The 17,886-nt window shown below is 44.6% G+C and carries 16 protein-coding genes and 2 tRNA genes; 8 read left to right on the top strand and 10 right to left on the bottom strand.

Annotated features, from left to right (window positions below):
• Window positions 1-390 precede the first annotated feature (390 nt).
• Window positions 391-1,487 (top strand): IS3 family transposase gene (locus ACO1NU_RS08440; RefSeq protein WP_448818035.1). Its coding sequence is split into 2 segments (ribosomal slippage): window positions 391-652 and window positions 652-1,487, totalling 1,098 coding nucleotides; the frame shifts between segments, so codons are not numbered across the junction.
• 197 nt (window positions 1,488-1,684) lie between these two features.
• Here the strand turns inward: ACO1NU_RS08440 and ACO1NU_RS08435 are convergent.
• Complete coding sequence (locus ACO1NU_RS08435) at window positions 1,685-2,233, bottom strand: site-specific integrase (protein WP_448818034.1); 549 nt, start codon at window positions 2,231-2,233, stop codon at window positions 1,685-1,687.
• A 63-nt stretch (window positions 2,234-2,296) separates the two neighbouring features.
• Window positions 2,297-2,908: a phage integrase SAM-like domain and Arm DNA-binding domain-containing protein gene (locus tag ACO1NU_RS08430; RefSeq protein WP_448818033.1), complete on the bottom strand. Its 612-nt coding sequence runs from the start codon at window positions 2,906-2,908 to the stop codon at window positions 2,297-2,299.
• Window positions 2,909-3,063: 155 nt separating this feature from the next.
• On the opposite strand from ACO1NU_RS08430, the gene ACO1NU_RS08425 reads away from it, so the two are divergent.
• Both ACO1NU_RS08425 and ACO1NU_RS08420 read left to right on the top strand, forming a co-directional pair.
• Complete coding sequence (locus ACO1NU_RS08425; protein ID WP_448818032.1) at window positions 3,064-3,426, top strand: ISAon1 family transposase N-terminal region protein; 363 nt, start codon at window positions 3,064-3,066, stop codon at window positions 3,424-3,426.
• Window positions 3,416-4,402: an ISAon1 family transposase gene (locus tag ACO1NU_RS08420; protein WP_448818031.1), complete on the top strand. Its 987-nt coding sequence runs from the start codon at window positions 3,416-3,418 to the stop codon at window positions 4,400-4,402. Before ACO1NU_RS08425 ends, ACO1NU_RS08420 begins: the two co-directional genes overlap by 11 nt.
• 114 nt (window positions 4,403-4,516) lie before the next feature.
• Here the strand turns inward: ACO1NU_RS08420 and ACO1NU_RS08415 are convergent.
• A tRNA-Ser gene (locus tag ACO1NU_RS08415) sits at window positions 4,517-4,603 on the bottom strand.
• A gap of 153 nt (window positions 4,604-4,756) precedes the next feature.
• Window positions 4,757-6,763 (bottom strand): HD family phosphohydrolase, encoded by a 2,007-nt coding sequence (locus tag ACO1NU_RS08410; RefSeq protein WP_448818306.1) that lies wholly within the window; start codon window positions 6,761-6,763, stop codon window positions 4,757-4,759.
• 152 nt (window positions 6,764-6,915) lie between these two features.
• On the opposite strand from ACO1NU_RS08410, the gene ACO1NU_RS08405 reads away from it, so the two are divergent.
• From ACO1NU_RS08405 to ACO1NU_RS08385, 5 genes are all read left to right on the top strand, one after another.
• The gene (locus ACO1NU_RS08405) at window positions 6,916-7,836 is read left to right on the top strand and encodes a hypothetical protein (protein WP_448818030.1); all 921 of its coding nucleotides are present in this window, start codon (window positions 6,916-6,918) and stop codon (window positions 7,834-7,836) included.
• A 95-nt stretch (window positions 7,837-7,931) separates the two neighbouring features.
• Complete coding sequence (locus tag ACO1NU_RS08400) at window positions 7,932-10,112, top strand: alpha/beta fold hydrolase (protein WP_448818029.1); 2,181 nt, start codon at window positions 7,932-7,934, stop codon at window positions 10,110-10,112.
• Window positions 10,112-11,686 (top strand): peptide MFS transporter, encoded by a 1,575-nt coding sequence (locus tag ACO1NU_RS08395; protein WP_448818028.1) that lies wholly within the window; start codon window positions 10,112-10,114, stop codon window positions 11,684-11,686. Before ACO1NU_RS08400 ends, ACO1NU_RS08395 begins: the two co-directional genes overlap by 1 nt.
• A 21-nt stretch (window positions 11,687-11,707) precedes the next feature.
• Entirely contained in the window at window positions 11,708-13,465 is a 1,758-nt protein-coding gene (locus ACO1NU_RS08390; protein ID WP_448818027.1) for a peptide MFS transporter, read from the top strand.
• 38 nt (window positions 13,466-13,503) lie between these two features.
• Window positions 13,504-14,229 (top strand): polyprenol monophosphomannose synthase, encoded by a 726-nt coding sequence (locus tag ACO1NU_RS08385; RefSeq protein WP_448818026.1) that lies wholly within the window; start codon window positions 13,504-13,506, stop codon window positions 14,227-14,229.
• Between the two features lie 51 nt (window positions 14,230-14,280).
• Here ACO1NU_RS08385 and ACO1NU_RS08380 read toward each other — a convergent pair whose 3' ends face one another.
• From ACO1NU_RS08380 to ACO1NU_RS08355, 6 genes are all read right to left on the bottom strand, one after another.
• Complete coding sequence (locus tag ACO1NU_RS08380) at window positions 14,281-14,949, bottom strand: superoxide dismutase (protein WP_448818025.1); 669 nt, start codon at window positions 14,947-14,949, stop codon at window positions 14,281-14,283.
• Window positions 14,946-15,863, bottom strand: a complete 918-nt coding sequence (locus ACO1NU_RS08375) for a cation diffusion facilitator family transporter (protein ID WP_448818024.1) — start codon at window positions 15,861-15,863, stop codon at window positions 14,946-14,948. Before ACO1NU_RS08375 ends, ACO1NU_RS08380 begins: the two co-directional genes overlap by 4 nt.
• Before the next feature lie 266 nt (window positions 15,864-16,129).
• The gene (locus tag ACO1NU_RS08370; protein ID WP_448818023.1) at window positions 16,130-16,507 is read right to left on the bottom strand and encodes a hypothetical protein; all 378 of its coding nucleotides are present in this window, start codon (window positions 16,505-16,507) and stop codon (window positions 16,130-16,132) included.
• A 55-nt stretch (window positions 16,508-16,562) separates the two neighbouring features.
• Window positions 16,563-16,838, bottom strand: a complete 276-nt coding sequence (locus tag ACO1NU_RS08365) for a hypothetical protein (RefSeq protein ID WP_448818022.1) — start codon at window positions 16,836-16,838, stop codon at window positions 16,563-16,565.
• Between the two features lie 266 nt (window positions 16,839-17,104).
• A tRNA-Arg gene (locus ACO1NU_RS08360) sits at window positions 17,105-17,181 on the bottom strand.
• Between the two features lie 91 nt (window positions 17,182-17,272).
• Window positions 17,273-17,886, bottom strand: a 614-nt coding sequence (locus tag ACO1NU_RS08355; RefSeq protein ID WP_448818021.1) for a M20/M25/M40 family metallo-hydrolase, incomplete at its 5' end; no start/stop codon positions are given.

The following is a 17,886-nucleotide window of genomic DNA, read 5'->3' as shown; positions in this document are numbered from 1 at the left end:
TATATTGGGAGTTTTCAAATCCGACTCGGATAAACTCGGAGTAATTTCCAATTCCTTCAACTCATTTTTGTATAAAACATCCTACCTCGTACATGAGGTGTGATATTTATTTATACCAGTTCAGCACCTTTGTACTTAAACAAATGCAATGAATATAACACAAGGTGTGCGCAGCTTGTCAGCTATTCTTAATGTAAGGGTACAACTTTGTTGCAGGGGTTCAACTTCAAAGTTGTACTTGTGGAGCATCTGACAGGAGTTTAGGTTTGAGTTTTATATCATTAAATAAATAATTATGGCAGCAGAAATCATCACGAAGTGTAAGTTGTAAGTGTCCCTAAAAATCGAACGGTTTAAAACTGGACAGAAATGCTTAGTTTTAAATAGGGAATGAAAAAGACACGGTTTACCGAAACACAGATTGTAAGAGCCCTCAAAGAGGGAGAAGAAGGCAGAAAGACAGAAGACATCTGCAGAGAACTGGAGATCAGCAAGGCGACTTTCTACAATTGGAAAAGTCGTTACGGAGGCATGGAAGCCTCTGACGTTAAACGACTAAAAGAGCTTGAAGAAGAAAATGCCCGCTTGAAAAAGATGTTTGCCGACCTAAGCCTGAACCACGAAATCCTCAAAGAAGTCATCTCAAAAAAAGGTTGGGGCTCCGGGAACAAAAACAGTTAACCCAGGATATAATACTGGATCACGGTTTAAGTATCACCGGAGCCTGCATGCTAACGGGCATGTGCCGCTCACAATATTATTATACCAGCAAGAAGGACGACAGTGCAGTAATTGAGGCCTTGGATGAACTATCTGCCAAGCATCCGGTCTATGGTTTCCGTAAGCTATATGCCTATCTGCGTAGGGCTGGTAAAGGTTGGAACCATAAAAAGGTATATAGGGTTTACAAGTTGCTTAAGATGAACAAAAAGCGTCGTGGCAAACGCAGACTGCCTCTGCGTCAGAGAATTCCGCTGGAACAGCAAGAAAGTATTAACCAAAAATGGAGTATGGACTTTATGAGCGACAGCCTGGCCTCGGGTGGCAAGTTTCGAACTTTTAACGTCATGGACGACTGCTCTCGTGAAGTGTTAACCATTGAGATCGGCTCGTCTATCTCTTCCCGAAGAGTTACCCGCGCACTGGAACAGATAATAGACTGGCGTGGCAAGCCTCTTTCCGTACGTGTGGATAATGGACCCGAGTTTACCAGCCATCATTTTGAACTTTGGTGTAAAGATCAGGGAATCAGTATCCAGTATACACAACCGGGCAAGCCCACACAGAATGGGTACATAGAACGTTTTAATAGAAGCTATCGCAAGGAAATTTTAGATGCATACCTGTTTTTTAGCTTAGCTGAAGTCAGGGAACATACTGGAGTATGGATGGATGAGTACAATAACAGAAGACCTCATGAAGGACTGGGGGATCTGACACCGGCTGAAATAGCAGAAAAACTCAGGGATCACAAGATAACCGCATAATAATGTAAATTAGAAAAGTCCAGTCTGAGCTGTTTGAGAAAAGGGGTACTTACAGTCTAACATTACTTTTTGACCTCTGACCAAATATATCCTGCTTGAAATAAGTTCGTCTGTTATGATTGCTTCTTTTTGCATAATTTCTATTATAAGGTTATCACAAAATGTGATAACCGTTTTCGATACGTGACAATTTATTTTCAGTGGTTTTTTAACTTCTCTTTCAGAACAGCCATGTCCTCACTCACCTTGGCATCCAAAATTTTTGCGTAATGCTGTGTAGTGCGAATATTACGGTGACCAAGCATTTTTGAGACACTTTCTATAGATACGCCGTTTGAAAGTGTGACTACTGTGGCAAAAGTATGCCGGGCAATGTGAAAGGTCAATTCCTTGTTGATACCGACCGTATCGGCAATCTCCTTTAAATAAGTGTTCATTTTTTGGTTGGACAGAACAGGCAATGCTTTATCGTTATGTAAGCATTCTGGATTATCGTCGTACTTTGCCAATATCTTCAATGCGGTAGGTAATAATGGGATACGAGATGTGGTGTCTGTTTTTTGACGTGATGTGAAGATCCATTGTTGCCCATCAATACCTTTGATGATCTCAGACCTTTTAAGTTTCTTTACATCGGCATAAGCTAATCCGGTAAAACAACTGAATAGGAATATATCCCTCACTTGCCTTACCCGATTGGTGACCAGCTTTGCATCTGCCATTGCTTGAATTTCATCGTTGGTCAAAAAATCTCTAACTACTTCTTTTACTTTTGGCTTGTAGTTGACGAACGGATCTTTGTCCAGCCATCAATTCGCTATACACAGTCTGATGATCTTCTTAAAGTTCTTTACATATTTAACCGTAGTATTATTCGCGCAATTGCATTCTGACCGTAGATAGAAATCAAAGGATGTGATAAACTCGTGATCGACAGCTTTGATGTCTATATCACCTTTCCGGTATTGCCACTGAATAAATTCAGTCACATGCCTGAAGGTTGTTTCAAAGATGGTTAACGTCCCTTGGGAATATTCTTTTCCAATGAGCAGTTGCAGACGCTTATTATGTTCCTTGAAGATAGGAATCAGCATCTTTTGCCTTTCCTTTTGCTCCTTGCCAAGCAATCTATTTTTGAGATCTTCAACACAGATGTTGGCATTTGCATTCATCATTTTTCTGTGCTCATCATAAACCTGTTGTTCAAGTGTCTTTAGGTAATGGTTAAAAACACGGGCTTCTTCATTTGTGCCAGTCATCTTTTGCTGGTCGGCATTCCAGCGTTCTGACTTAATGTACCGGCGGGTGGTAAATTCAACACGTTCTCCTGCCACCGTCAATCTCAGATAAACCGGAGCTGTACCGTCTTTAAGTGTTTTGCTCTTTTTCAACGCGAAGTTGATACAAACTGTTCTGATCATCGCCTCAACGATTAAGGGTTAATAATTAAACTTTTAGCGGTTCAGCGAGACCTAATTTACGAAGGGCCGGATAGGTCTCGCAAGAGGTCTCGCTTCGATTGAGATGAATTGGGATCAATCCGGAAAGTTGTGGAGATGGAATTAAGCTGATATCTTTGAAGGCAAAAAAAGCGTTGGAGAAAGAACTCTTATCCCTGTTGTTGCCAGAAGGTCTGACTGAGCTGTTCGAAGTTGACCGCATCGAGAAAAAAGAAGGTCAGATCCATTTGTACTTATCCCAGAAGAATACACCTCCTGCAGGTCATGCTGAAGGCAGCTTGTTATCTAAAGGCTTTTTTGATGAGATTACCGTACGTGATTTTCCACTACGTGGGAAAGCGTGCTTTCTGCATTTGAAACGACGCAAGTGGGTCGATAAGACCACAGGCACAGTCATCTTCCACGATTGGAACCAGGTAGCTGAAGGCACTCGAATGACCACCGAGCTTGCCGCTTTTTTAAAAGGATTTGATCGATAGATACCCGCTGGGTATCCAAACCATTGCCAAACTTTTTGGATTGGATGGCAAGCGATTGGAAGAACACTATGTGCGTCACCTGAGCGATTTTATAAGCTGGCAAGAGCGGGAACACGCCAGTGACTGGCTCCTGTTTCCAGAGAACATTGGACCCTATCTGAGTATCGATGAGACCTGCCTGTCACAGGGGGAGCTATATACCGTGGTGACCAACAAGCAGGCAAAAGGACGCAAAGGTGCGTTGGTAGCCATTATCAAAGGTGTCAAAAGCGATCAGATCATCCAGGTACTGAAGAAGATACCACGGCGTAAACGCTATCTGGTTGAGGAGGTAACCCTGGACCTGGCAGCCACAATGGAGCGTATCGTTACCCGCAGTTTCCCCAGAGCGAAACTCGTCTCTGACCGTTTCCATGTCCAGCAATACGCAACTGATGCCGTTCAGCAGTTGCGTATTGCACATCGATGGCAGGCCATCGATCAGGAAAATCTGGAGATAGAGCTGGCTAAAGAGCTGCACAAAGAGTATGTTCCAGACCTGCTGGAGAACGGTGATACCAGAAAACAACTATTGGCACGAAGCCGCTACCTGCTATTCAAAGATGAAACCGCATGGGCTCCCTCTCAGCTACAACGGGCAGAAATCCTTTTCAGAATATATCCCGACTTGGAAAAAGCATACAGGTTGAGCCGCAAGCTCTCTCATATCTTCTCATCTACTAAAGAGAAGGAACTGGGGTATACCCGCCTGGCCCAATGGTATGATCAGGTGGAAAAAGCTGGAATGAAAGCCTTCGCTTCGGTTAGGAGAACCATCCAAAATCATTACATCACCATCCTGAATTACTTTGATAACCGAAGCACGAATGCATCTGCTGAATCCTTTAATGCCAAAATAAAAGCACTAAGAAGTCAGTTCAGGGGAGTAAGGAACATCGATTTCTTTATGTACCGCTTAATGAAAATATATGCTTAGTCCACAACATTACGGATTGATCCATGAATTGCGTTGAAATGAGGTGGCTATAAAGCAAAAACGCCCCAGATCGTATGATCTGAGGCGTTTTTCAAAACTTTGACATGTTATCAGCGGTGAGGGAGGGATTCGAACCCTCGGTACCGTTTCCAGTACGACAGTTTAGCAAACTGTTCCTTTCGGCCTCTCAGGCACCTCACCCCTCTTTTCAGGGACTGCAAATATAGTAATTCAACTCACCCTTCAAAAAATATTTTAACAATTTCAGCAAAGATTTTCGGGCTTTTTGATGCTTTAAAACAAAGGACCCTGAGCGTTAGATAGTTATTCTCAGCTTCAAAAAACGTTTTTTTTCTAAACTTTATAGTCGATACGCACGTGGTAGATGCTCATGAGCATATTTTTGAAGATGGAGCGTATGGTCGCAATATCTTTTAAGGTGATATTACAGTTATTTAACTGCCCCTGCTCGAGTTTGTAATCGATAATGCGATCAACGAGCGCACTGATACTATCCTTATTGGGTTCCTTCAGGCTCCTTGAAGCGGCTTCTATCGAATCCGCCAGCATGAGTACTCCCGTTTCTTTGGAAAATGGAATGGGCCCCGGGTAGCGGAAAATATTCTCGTCTACAAACTTCTCAGGGAAGTTCTTCAGGAACGACTGATAGAAGTAGTCCATTCTCGTGTTGCCATGATGCGTTCTGATGAAGTCGATCACGATCTCCGGAAGATGGTTCTTTCTTGCAAGTTCCACGCCGTTGGTGACGTGCTGAATGATGATCTGCGCACTGGCCTCATACGACAACTTATCGTGAGGATTGGCGCCCATATTCTGGTTTTCGATGAAGTAATGCGGGTTCTCCATCTTGCCGATATCATGATATAAGGCTCCTGCTCTTACCAGTAGTGCATTCCCTCCTACGTTAAAGATGGCAGCCTCGGCCAAATTGGCAACCTGAAGCGAATGCTGGAATGTTCCGGGTGCTTTAAAAGAAAGCTCGCGGAGCAGCCTCGAGTTGGTATTGGTGATCTCCATCAGCGTAACCTCTGAAGTCAGCCCAAATACACGCTCAAAGGCGTAGATAAGCGGATAAGCCAGGAGTGATAGCAGCACACTGAATACAAACGGCAGGAAGCTCATCCACTCCACGTTCGATAGCGTACCATTGTTCCGGATCAGGGAGATACCGAAGTAAGCTACGATATAGGTGCATAAGATCAGGACAGCGGAAATGAGCAGCTGCTCGCGTTTGACCAGGTTCTTGATGCTATATATGGCCACCATCCCGGCAGTTACCTGTAAGAAGGCGAATTCAAAGCTGTTTGGCACGAAAAACCCTGCGATTAAAACGACCAGAAGGTGGATATTGAGTGCCAATCGGGTATCGAACAGGATTCTGATAATGATGGGGACGATACAATACGGAATATAGTAGAGGTTTGGAATCTTCATACTGATGGCCCACGACAGACTGACCAACATCATCGTGATCACCACCAAGATGAGCGACATCTTCCGGTTATCCTCATAAATGTCTTTTCGGAACAGGCGAAGGAACACCATCAACAGACAGACAATGAGTCCGCCGAGGAGGAGCTGACCGATGAAGATAGCTTGCCTGCTACCGCTGAAATGCCGTTCCTGTTCGAACGTGCTCTTCAGTGATTCAAGCTTCTGATAGATCTCCTGGCTGATAACGGCACCGTTAGCGATGATCAGTTCACCCTGCTGTACCATTCCGCGGGTTGGGGAGAGATTTTTCAGCGCTTCGGCTTCTACTTTCTCCGTAAGATGTTCATCGTAAATATAGGTTTGCTGAATATGATCTTTGATGAGCTTGCTGAGCCAGACTTTATTCTTAATGGCATTGGCTTCCTTCACCTCCTGATCGATATACATCTCGGCAGTTTCGAGCGTTAGGACGCCCACGGTATTCATCTGGCGGGCTTCGTTATTGGTGAGGAGTGTAAAGTTGTAATTGGTACCGGAGCGCTGAAACTTCTTGACGTGCGCCATAATCCCTTTCTGGTAAACAGCCGATAGGATACGTACCCCAACCTCCTGGTAGGCCATTTTCAGCCGTTCTTCTTCTCCGGCATTGTCCCACTTGACGTCGAAATCGCCGATGAATGCCTGAAATTCTGTCTTGAAGATATCGGTGCGGTTGTGATAAACGGGGAGAACGGATTTGTAAACTTCGGCTTTATCTTCCTCTATCTCATCAAAGGTTTTTTCGATCGGGAAGCTGTATGGAGACACCAGATCTTTGTTCATCCATACTTTACCTTTCTCGTATTCGTACTTGAAGCGGGCATGTTTAGGCAAAAACATTGTTACAATAACCACGCAGGCTACCATCATGATATACTTTAAACTAGAGCCGTATCGCCGGTATAAAAGGAGATGGTATTTTTTTTTTAGTTTTGCCACTGAAGTTCTTTATTAGTTCAAAAGTAAGCAAGTTTTGATTAATTCTTAGTTTATATGAACCTATTGGCTCAAAGAGAGATATGTCAAGGATAGTTTTTTGGTTTTTGCTGTTAGCAGGAGTAAGTGAGGTGGCATTCGGGCAGAGACCTTCAGCTGGCGATCCTGCATCGCGATTAAGCGCCTATCAGGATACGCTCAAGGGACTTGCCTATCAGGTGATCAACAGTCCGGATCAGGCGGAACGCTATGCATCAAACGCCAGAATGATCCGTACGCTTGTGCGCTCTCTCCAGGTAAGCGGCTCCTTCTCCTTTAATTTCGACTCACTGAAATCGCTCAGCATTCAGCGGTCTCCGGATAATAAGTTCAGAATATTTAGCTGGCATGTGATGAACCAGAACGGCAGCTACCGCTATTATGGAGCTATTCAGATGAATGCTCCGGGAAAGCTGCAATTGCACCCCCTGGTGGATTACAGCGACCAGATCAGTGCGCCTGAGGATACTTCAGTGGATAACAATCACTGGTATGGCTCCCAATATTATAAAATCATTCCGGTTACCCGGGGCGCGGCAGCACCTTATTACGTGTTGCTGGGATGGAAGGGTAATACGGTGAAATCAACAAAGAAGGTGGTCGACGTGCTGCGTTTTGATGGCTCCTCGGCTAGTTTTGGCATGCCCGTGTTTGAAGGTAATGCCAGGGTTAACGGGAAGAAAAGGATCATTTTCGAATACAATCGTTCCGTTTCAATGATGCTTAATTATGAAGCGGATCAGCAAAGGATCGTGTTTGATCATCTGGCAGCACCTGCTCCGGAAATGGAAGGAGACCCTTCTATGCTTGGCCCCGACCTGTCTTACGACGGGTTGAAGCTGACGAATGGAAAATGGAAATTCCTGAACAATATCGAGCTGATGAACCGGAGTTCTGAGACGGACGATCTATATATCGATCCTCGAAAGAAAAACACGGAGACAATCAACAAACTCAGGCAGTAGGATACAGTTTTATTTTAAAAAAAATGTGATATTTGAGACCTTCCACATGTTAGAAACGAAATTCCATACAATTATTTATTCTTCTTAACAGCTGCATGAAGAAATTACTTCTTTTACTACTTATTTCGGGAAGCGTTCTCGCACAAAACCACCGAACGATCACACTGGAGGACATTTTCAGAAAAAACACCTTTACTCAACGTTCGGTTTATGGCTTGAACTCCATGAAAGACGGAAAGAGTTTTGCTTCCATTCAGCAGGACCCGCAAACCGGAAGGATATTTGTAGCGAAGAATAATTTCAATGACGGAAAGCTTGCCCAGGCTTTATATTATCAGAGCGATCTGATCTACCAGTCGGATACGCTGGAATTAAGCACTGATTTTAGCAACGACGAAAAGAAGGTGCTCATTGCGCAGGACGAGGAGCCTATATACCGCCACTCCACTAAGGCGAACTACTATGTTTATGAGCTTGCTTCTAAAAAGATCATCGAGGTATCGAAAAAAGGCAAGCAGTCTTTCGCCAGCTTTTCACCCGACGGCACCAAAATTGCCTTTGTAAGAGACAATAACCTCTTTGTTAAAGACCTGGAAAATGATCTTCAGGAAAAACAGATTACCAGCGACGGAGCGTTCAACAGGATCATCAATGGACAGTCTGACTGGGTATATGAGGAAGAATTCGCGTTTGCGCAGGCCTTCTTCTGGAGTCCTGACGGACAGAGCATTGCCTATTACAAGTTTGATGAGACGCTGGTTCCGGAGTATTCGATGACCATTTTCGACAAACTTTATCCCACCGAATACAAGTACAAATACCCGAAAGCGGGTGAGAAGAACTCAATTGTTAGTATCCATGTGTATAACCTGGCTAAACAGTCGACCGCAAAGGTGGATGTGGGCACAGAAACGGATCAATACATCCCACGGATCAGGTGGACAAGCAACTCTTCCCAACTTTGTGTGCTGCGGATGAACAGGCATCAGAACAAGCTTGATTATCTGCTTGCAGATGCTTTGACGGGCAGATCAAAAGTTATTCTAACGGAAACAGACAAGTATTACATCGACATAGAGAAAGAGCAGCTTACCTTCTTAAAGAATGGCAAGCAGTTTATCAACGTGAGCGAGCGCGATGGGTTCAACCATGTCTATCTGTATGATATGAATGGAAAAATCGTAAAGCAAATCACCAAAGGAAATTGGGAGGTTACGGAGCTTTATGGTATCGATGAAAACACGCAGACGGTATTCTTCCAGTCGGCTGAACTCTCCCCTTCTCAGCGTGATATATTTTCGATCAAGCTAAATGGTAGCGGAAAAAAGCGTTTAAGCAAGTCGGCTGGGACGAATACGGCTACGTTCAGTTCTGATTTCAGCTATTTCGTGCTGAACCATTCTACAGTTAATCAGCCCGCATACATCACCCTCAACGACCGCAGCGGCAATCAGGTGCGGATATTGGAGGACAATGCGGCCCTGAAGGGACGACTTTCGCAATTCAACTTATCAGCTACGGAGTTCTTTAGCTTCAAAACACCTGCAAACGTAAGTTTGAACGGCTGGATGATTAAGCCGGCTAACTTTGATCCGAATAAGAAATATCCGGTGCTGATGTACGTTTACGGCGGACCTGGCAGTCAGAATGTGGCTGATACCTGGGGAGGCAGCAGAAGCAAATGGTTCAACATGCTGGCACAACAGGGATATATCGTGGTATGTGTTGACAACCGCGGTACAGGATTCAGAGGATCAGAGTTCAAGAAAATGACCTATAAAGACCTTGGCAAGCTGGAGACGGAAGATCAGATTGAGGCAGCGAAGTGGCTGGCGGGTCAGAACTATGTTGACCCTTCACGGATCGGGATCTGGGGCTGGAGCTATGGCGGTTATATGTCGTCTCTCTGCATCACCAAAGGAGCCGACGTGTTTAAAATGGCTATCGCCGTAGCACCGGTTACTAACTGGAGGTTCTACGATTCGATATATACAGAGCGCTATCTGAGAACGCCTCAGGAGAACGCTGCAGGTTACGACGAGAACTCGCCTGTAAACTTTGCGCATCTGCTTAAAGGCAAGTTCCTGCTGATTCATGGAACAGGCGACGATAATGTTCACTTCCAGAACAGCGTTGTTCTGTCGGAAGCGCTGATCCAGGCGAACAAGCCTTTTGAACAAGCCTACTACCCCGATAAGAATCACGGAATATATGGTGGAGAAACTTCCATGCACCTGTATTCAAAAATGACTGAATTCATCGTTAATAATCTATAATGGCCGCACTTACAGCATCCACACAACCAACACTGGAGGAAATCCAGAACTTTCAGGGAAAGTATCCAAAACAACTATGGTATCTGTTCTTCTCAGAGATGTGGGAACGATTCTGCTTCTATGGCATGCGCGGTATGCTCACCTACTTCATGGTGACGGAACTGTTGATGAAAGATGAGATGGCGAACCTTCAGTATGGTGCTACTCAGGCTTTTGTTTATGCATTTACTTTCATCGGGGGACTTTTTGCTGATAAAATACTGGGATTCAGGAGGTCACTTTTCTGGGGTGGTTTACTGATGATTGCGGGGAGTGCTATTTTGGCGTATGATCCTCACGGACTCTTCTTTCCGGGAATCAGTTTCACTATTGTAGGTACGGGTTTCTTCAAACCGAATATCTCTACCATGGTGGGCGCGCTTTATAAGAAAGATGATTCAAGACGGGATGCTGGTTTTTCGTTGTTCTATTCAGGTATTAACATTGGTGCTCTTTTGGGCGGTTATGCTTGTGTTGCTATCGGTAAAGAATATTCGTGGCATCTGGCCTTTGCTTTGGCAGGCATCGTGATGACCATCAGCTTAATCACCTTTGTTTTCACTCAAAAGACGCTTGGCCCGATCGGACTTCCGCCTACAGGTAACCAGCCTGAACCGCTTATTGCAGATAAAGACCTATCGGTTAGCACTGCTCCTGAGCAGGTGGTAGAGGTTAAAACCAAGACTGCCAAACCTCAGGCATGGAAGAGCTATGCGGTTTATATTGGCTCTCTGGCTATTATTCCGGTGATCGCAGTGATGGTTTCCCAGACACAGTATACTGACTGGTTTATGTATTCTATCGGTCCTGCTACCCTGATCTACCTCTTTTATGAGATGACTAAGCACACGGTAGAAGAGCGTAAAAAGCTTCTTGCTGCGCTGTTCTTCATTATGTTCTCGATCTTGTTCTGGGCTTTCTTTGAACAGAGCGGTGGATCTCTTGCGCTGTTTTCAGCACGTAACCTGGATAATCAGCTGCTGGGGACCTTTACATTGGATCCTAATGGTGTGAACAACTCGGTTAACTCCCTTTTCGTGATCATTTTCGCTCCAATCATCGGACTGATCTGGATTGCTATGGCTAAGAAAAAGATTGAGCCGAATACCGTTGTTAAGTTTGGATTAGGCTTCTTGTTCCTGGCTGGGGCGTTCTTTACGTTCTATGCTACTCGTTTCTTTGCTGATGAAAACGGAGTTACTTCACTGGATGTATTTACGCTGGCTTACCTGATCATTACTTTTGGTGAGCTTTGCCTCTCTCCTATCGGCCTTTCAATCATGACTAAGCTTTCTCCGGCAAGACTTCAGGGTGTGATGATGGGGATGTGGTTCCTGGCAAGTGCCTACGGCCAGTATGTTGCTGGAATTCTCGGTGCAGGATTGTCTAAGGCGGGTGAGAATGATTCAGTTCAGCAGAAGCTGATTACTTTCACTGACGGGTACAAACAACTCGCTATTTACGCGTTGGTTGCAGGCGTGATCATGATCATCAGCGCACCGGCAATTAAAAAACTTATGGGTGGCGTAAAATAGGCTGCTTTTATATATTCGATTATGTCGCAACAATCAAATGATTTATTTAGTTCCAAGGTATTAGGACATCCGGAAGGGCTATTTGTACTGTTCTTTACCGAGATGTGGGAGCGCTTTTCCTATTACGGGATGCGCGCCCTTCTTGTACTGTTCCTGACCTCTTCTGTTCTGGGATCTAACCCTGGTTGGGGCTGGCCTAGAGAAAGTGCTCTTGCTATTTATGGTTCCTATACCTCGATGGCTTATCTGACGCCTATCCTGGGTGGCTATATCGCCGACAGGATTATTGGCTACAGATGGGCAGTGGTGCTGGGCGCGTTTTTAATGACGCTCGGTCATCTATCGATGGCGATTGAAATCGATCCGATCTTCATGTACGTCGGCCTATGCTTTCTGGTAGTAGGTAACGGGTTCTTCAAACCGAATATGACTTCTATTTTGTCGAAAATGTACAAGGAGCATCCGCAGAAGAAAGATGGTGCTTATACGATTTTCTACATGGGCGTGAATTCTGGTGCATTCCTGGGTATGTTATTGTGTGGGTACATCGGTGAGAGTCCTGATTGGGGCTGGAGCTACGGTTTCGGTCTTGCAGGTATCTTCATGTTTATCGGTATGCTGCAGTTTTATTTTACGCAGAACATCTTCGGAAACATCGGGCTGAAGCCTGTGGAGGACGAGATTTCTAAAGAAGTGGAGCATCCGGATGAGGCGACTAAGAATCCTTTTTCTGCGTTTGACCTGGTGATGATCGGCATTATTTCTGTTGTTGGTCTGGTGTGGGTAATCAATGACCCTGTATCGAAGATCACCTCATTTGATGTCTTCAACTTTTCTGTTGGTGGACTTTCCGGAAGTAATTTCGCTATCGCTACTGCGCTTACCTTGTTTCTTTTGGTGATTGTGAAGAGAATATCTCAGTACACGCCTATCCTGCGGAATAAGATGATCGCTGTCGTTATCCTGGCGTTCATTACGATATTCTTCTGGGCTTCTTTTGAGCAGGCTGGTGGATCTATGACCATTTTTGCACGCGACTATACAGCGCGGGTGCTGGAAGGCAACTACAAGGTGCTGTTCAATATTGTGAATACGCTCATTACGGTGGTCCCTCTTTCTATTATCACCTATGTGCTTTACAAGTTGATGAAACAGACTTTCGGTCGTTTTGCTGTCGGAAACATCATCTTAGCAAGTGGCTTCGTTATTATCTGGGCTATTGTTATCTACATGCTTAGAAGTCAGTACAACGACGTTAAGGCAGAAGTACCGGCAACCTGGTTCATGGTTCTGAACTCCCTGTTTATCATTACACTTGCGCCTCTCTTCTCGAAAGTTTGGGAAAGCAAGTTTAATCCTCCGGCTACGATTAAGAATGGTCTGGGAATGATCTTACTGGGTATTGGATTTGCGACTCTGGCTTATGGCGCGAGCGGCATTCCACAGGGTGCCAGAGATGCGTCTGTGAGCATGCTATGGCTTGTTGCGGCTTACTTCTTCCACACTTCGGGAGAGTTATGCATATCGCCTGTTGGCCTGTCTTACGTGAGTAAGCTGGTTCCAGGACGTATGATTGCGATCATGTTCGGAATTTGGTACCTGGCTATTGCTATCGGTAATAAGATTGCGGGAACTATGGGTGGTAAGATTGACGAAATCACTGCGGAATATTCGATGTCCACTTTCTTCCTGATCTTCACATTAATTCCTATCGGATTGGGTGTGCTGATTATGCTGCTGACACCGCTGATGAAAAAACTGATGCATAATGTTCATTAAACGAATAGTAACTTTGTTCGCACCCATAAATTTTTTACGTGTTAGTTGATAGCTTAGTCATAATTCCTACATATAACGAGAAGGAAAACATTGAGAAGATTATTCGCACTGTATTTGCACTGCCTACTCCTTTTCATGTTTTGATTATCGATGATGGCTCGCCTGACGGAACTGCAGATATCGTAAAGCAACTACAGGGAGAGTATTCGGGAAAGTTGTTTATAGAGGAACGAAAAGGAAAGCTTGGCTTAGGTACTGCATATATACACGGATTTAAATGGGCCCTCAAGCACGAGTATGAGTTTATATTCGAGATGGATGCTGATTTTTCTCACAACCCATCTGACCTTATACGTCTAAGGCAGGCTTGCCTTGATGGTGCAGATCTTTCTATCGGATCAAGATATGTGACGGGTGTGAACGTGGTCAACTGGCCGATGAGCCGGGTCCTGATGTCTTATTTTGCTTCCGTGTATGTCCGCTTTATTACGGGGATCGACATCCATGATGCAACTGCAGGATTCAAATGCTATAAACGCCGGGTTCTGGAGAAGATAGAGATGGATAAGATCAAATTTGTGGGCTATGCCTTCCAGATTGAGATGAAGTTCACGGCCATTAACTACGGATTTAAGGTAGTGGAAGTCCCGATCATCTTTACCGACCGAACAGAGGGAATCTCAAAAATGAGTACTCGCATATTCAGAGAGGCCTTTTTAGGTGTGATTCAGATGAAAGTGAATAGCTGGTTTCGTAAATACTGATAAAAAAGAAAAGCTGGACAGATTGTCCAGCTTTTCTTTTTTATCGATGTCTTATTTCTTTGCCTGATCAAATAAGTTTTCCACTTCTTTCCAGTTGACAACCTTCCACCAGGAAGATATATAGTCTGCACGCTTATTCTGGTATCTGAGATAGTACGCATGCTCCCACACGTCAAGAGCGAGGATCGGTGTGCCCTTTTCTGCCACTACATCCATTAGCGGGTTATCCTGATTAGGTGTACTCGAAACTTTCAATTTACCATTCTGAACAATTAACCATGCCCACCCTGAGCCAAAACGTTTTGCTGCTGAGTCGGCGAAGGCTGTTTTAAATGCATCAACAGATCCGAAATCTTTGGTAATCGCTTTCACTAATGCCGCTGAAGGTTCAGTTGCAGTAGGCGACATGATTTTCCAGAATAAAGAGTGGTTATAATGTCCGCCAGCGTTGTTGCGAACAGCAGCTGGTGCACTCTTAACTGTGGCCAGAATCTGCTCAAGAGACTTTGTTTCCATCGCGGTACCCTTGATCGCTGCATTGAGGTTGGTAACGTAGCTTGCATGATGTTTGTCATGATGTATAACCATGGTCTTCTTATCAATTGCCTGCGCGAGAGCATCGTAGGCGTATGGAAGATCGGGTAATGTAAACTGTGCTTTCACCTGACTTGCTGCAGATACACAAAGAATTCCTGAAATTAAGAGCGTTTTGAGCTTCATATGTTAGAGATTGTTGATTGATTCGATTTGATCACGTAGGGCTCTACGTGTATAATTGCGCCTTTGATCTGGCTATTACTCCTCATTAACTTATCTTTTACCATGTGGGCGATCGTATGGCCTGCTGATACCGTTATATCTGCATCCACCAGAATATGAAGATCAATGAAGTAGTCGAGACCCATTTTTCTGACATAGCACTTTTCAACTTCCACTACATCCTCAACGCTCCTGGCGCTATCCTTGACTTTATTAACGATCTCTCCGGATGGAGCAGTGTCCATAATCTCGTCGAATGCAGGTTTCAATATAGTTGCTGCATTATAGACAATGAGCACTGCTGCAATGAGCGCTGCCCAGTCGTCCGCGCCTTCATAACCTTTTCCCCCGAAAATCGCTATCAGAATACCGATGAATGCGGCAGCAGATGTAATGGCGTCACTACGATGATGGAACGCATCGGCTTTAACGGCCTGGCTGTTCAACTCTCTGCCTACCTTCATGACATAGCGATAGAGAGACTCCTTGATGACGATTACGGCAATCAGGATCCAAAGAGTGAAAACCTTAGGTCCTTCATGTGGTGTATTGATGAACCCCACGGCATTATAGCCTATCCAGACAGCAGCGCCCAGAAGGAAAAGGGAAATAACAATTGCGGCTAGGGGCTCTGCCTTACCGTGTCCATAAGGGTGGCGCTCGTCGGCGGGCTTGAGCGAATATCTCAGTCCGATCCAGAGCAGAAATGAACTAAGGATATCGGCACCGGTCTCGGTCGCATCGGCAATGAGTGCATAAGAGTGCCCAAAGTGCCCACCCGCGGCCTTTACCGCGACAAGCAGGATACTAACCGCGATACCGAGCTGTGTGGTACGTATTGCTTTAATTGATGGGTCCAGATCGATATCCCTCATTCACAAGTTTGTTTGTTTTCACAAAAGTAAACGTATTTCAAGCATAAGGTGGCATCTGTGGAAAATTACACGGCTATATGATTGAACAAGCGGCGAAAATTAGTTGGAGTTTTCGTGCATCAGGTATTTAACTACATGAGAACACGTATTTGTCTGCAAAACTATATGACTATGCGCGGTGTTCTCACCATACCCTATATCTATTTGTGAAGACATCCCAAGAGCCGGTATCCCGGCTCTTGTTTTTTGCGGCTATACCTGCTGAACTAATGTCCGCTTGTGTCTCTCCGGAACTTGTCTTTAATCTGTTGTCCCGTTTTCTCAAGACTGTCGCCGATTCTGTTGAGGCTACTTCCAACCTTCTCTCCAGCTGATTCAAGGGAGTTTTCGATAGAATCAACGCGGGCTTCAGAAGACGTGATAATGTTATAGACAGTGTCTTTCCTGAAGATAACACTTCTATCAGCGTCAGGATACACCCATACGTCGATTACAGCGAGTTCGTTCTTCTTTGCAGGCTCGCCTGCAGCTGCAGTCACTTCATCCTTGGTCATACCTATAGAGACCGAGCTCAGGTCTTTGGGCGGTTGACGACAGGAGAGCAGAGTTAAAGGTAGCGCCAGTATAAAAAGCATTCGTTTCATAATATAACCCTAACAAAAGTGGTGGAGCTATGTTTGCAAACGGCGTTCTTCCAGGTTATGATGGCTGTGGAGTAGACAGATAATTGTCAATACTTTGCCCAATCTCCCTTGCCGAATTGGCATCAAGGTTGATTCCCCCGTGATTGGGGCCTTCCTTACCTCCAGACTCCCACTTCCATGAGTTGTTTACTTTGACGAGGTCTCCCAGACTTACCTCATCCACAACGATCGTATAATAAGGATCCTGCTGCTGGCCTTTATATGAACGATAAACTGCCAGTACGAACGAAGTATTTTTACTATTATAGGTGATTTCAAATGGCTGTTCCATGACTACTAACGTTTAAGAGTTTTAGAATAATTGGTTGACATTTTTGCTCCTGGAGTGATCCGGAGACTTATACTATACGAACGAACAAAGGTGACGTTTGGTTTAAATGCGCTGTACTGTCTTTGGAGCTTGGGATTGGTTTGGTGGGTAGTGACGCTCCGTGGGCAATAATCCCATGGATGCCTCAAGGTGATATTCTGAAAGGAGCTGCCGAAAAACAGAAGACCCTCTACAAACACAATGATTCGAAGAGGGTCTTGTCTCGTTGGTACACCCATCAGGATTCGAACCTGAGACCGACGGTTTAGAAAACCGTTGCTCTATCCAGCTGAGCTATGGGTGCCTTTCGTGGCTGCAAATATAGAAAATCTTTAAATTAACTTGCAAGCGAATTTTAAGATTTTACTAAAAAGCTATCAGCCAACAAAATAATTTCATTCCATGCTCAACTCAGCGAAATATTTATGGAATAAAGGAATCGTTTCTATCCCTTTATAGTAGTTAGCTATATCATATTTTTCGTTTGGAGAATGCAGATTATCGCTATCCAGGCCAAATCCCATCAGCACAGTCTTGATTCCGAGCTCAGCTTCGAAAAGCGCAACGATAGGTATGCTTCCTCCACCTCTGGTAGGAATAGGTTTTTTTCCGAAAGATTCTTCTAAAGCTTTTTCAGCTGCACGATAAGCCACGCTGTCTGTAGGCGTCACAACAGGTTCTCCACCATGATGAGGAGTAACTTTCACACTCACATATTCGGGAGCGATGGACTCGAAATATGATTTAAATAGTTCAGTGATCTTGTCAGATTGCTGATTCGGAACCAGGCGCATGGATATTTTTGCACTTGCTTTCGAAGGAAGAACAGTCTTGGCACCTTCTCCGATGTAACCTCCCCAGATACCGTTTACTTCCAGGGTGGGTCTTATACCAGTCCGCTCAATAGTTGAATAACCTTGCTCTCCCCAAAGCGCCTTTACACCAAGATCCTGTTTGTATTCTTGTTCGTCATAGGGAGCATCATTTAAGATCTTCCTATCTTCTTCTG

It is taken from the genome of Arcticibacter sp. (genome assembly GCF_053551015.1).
This window is presented reverse-complemented; position numbering and strand designations above follow the sequence as displayed.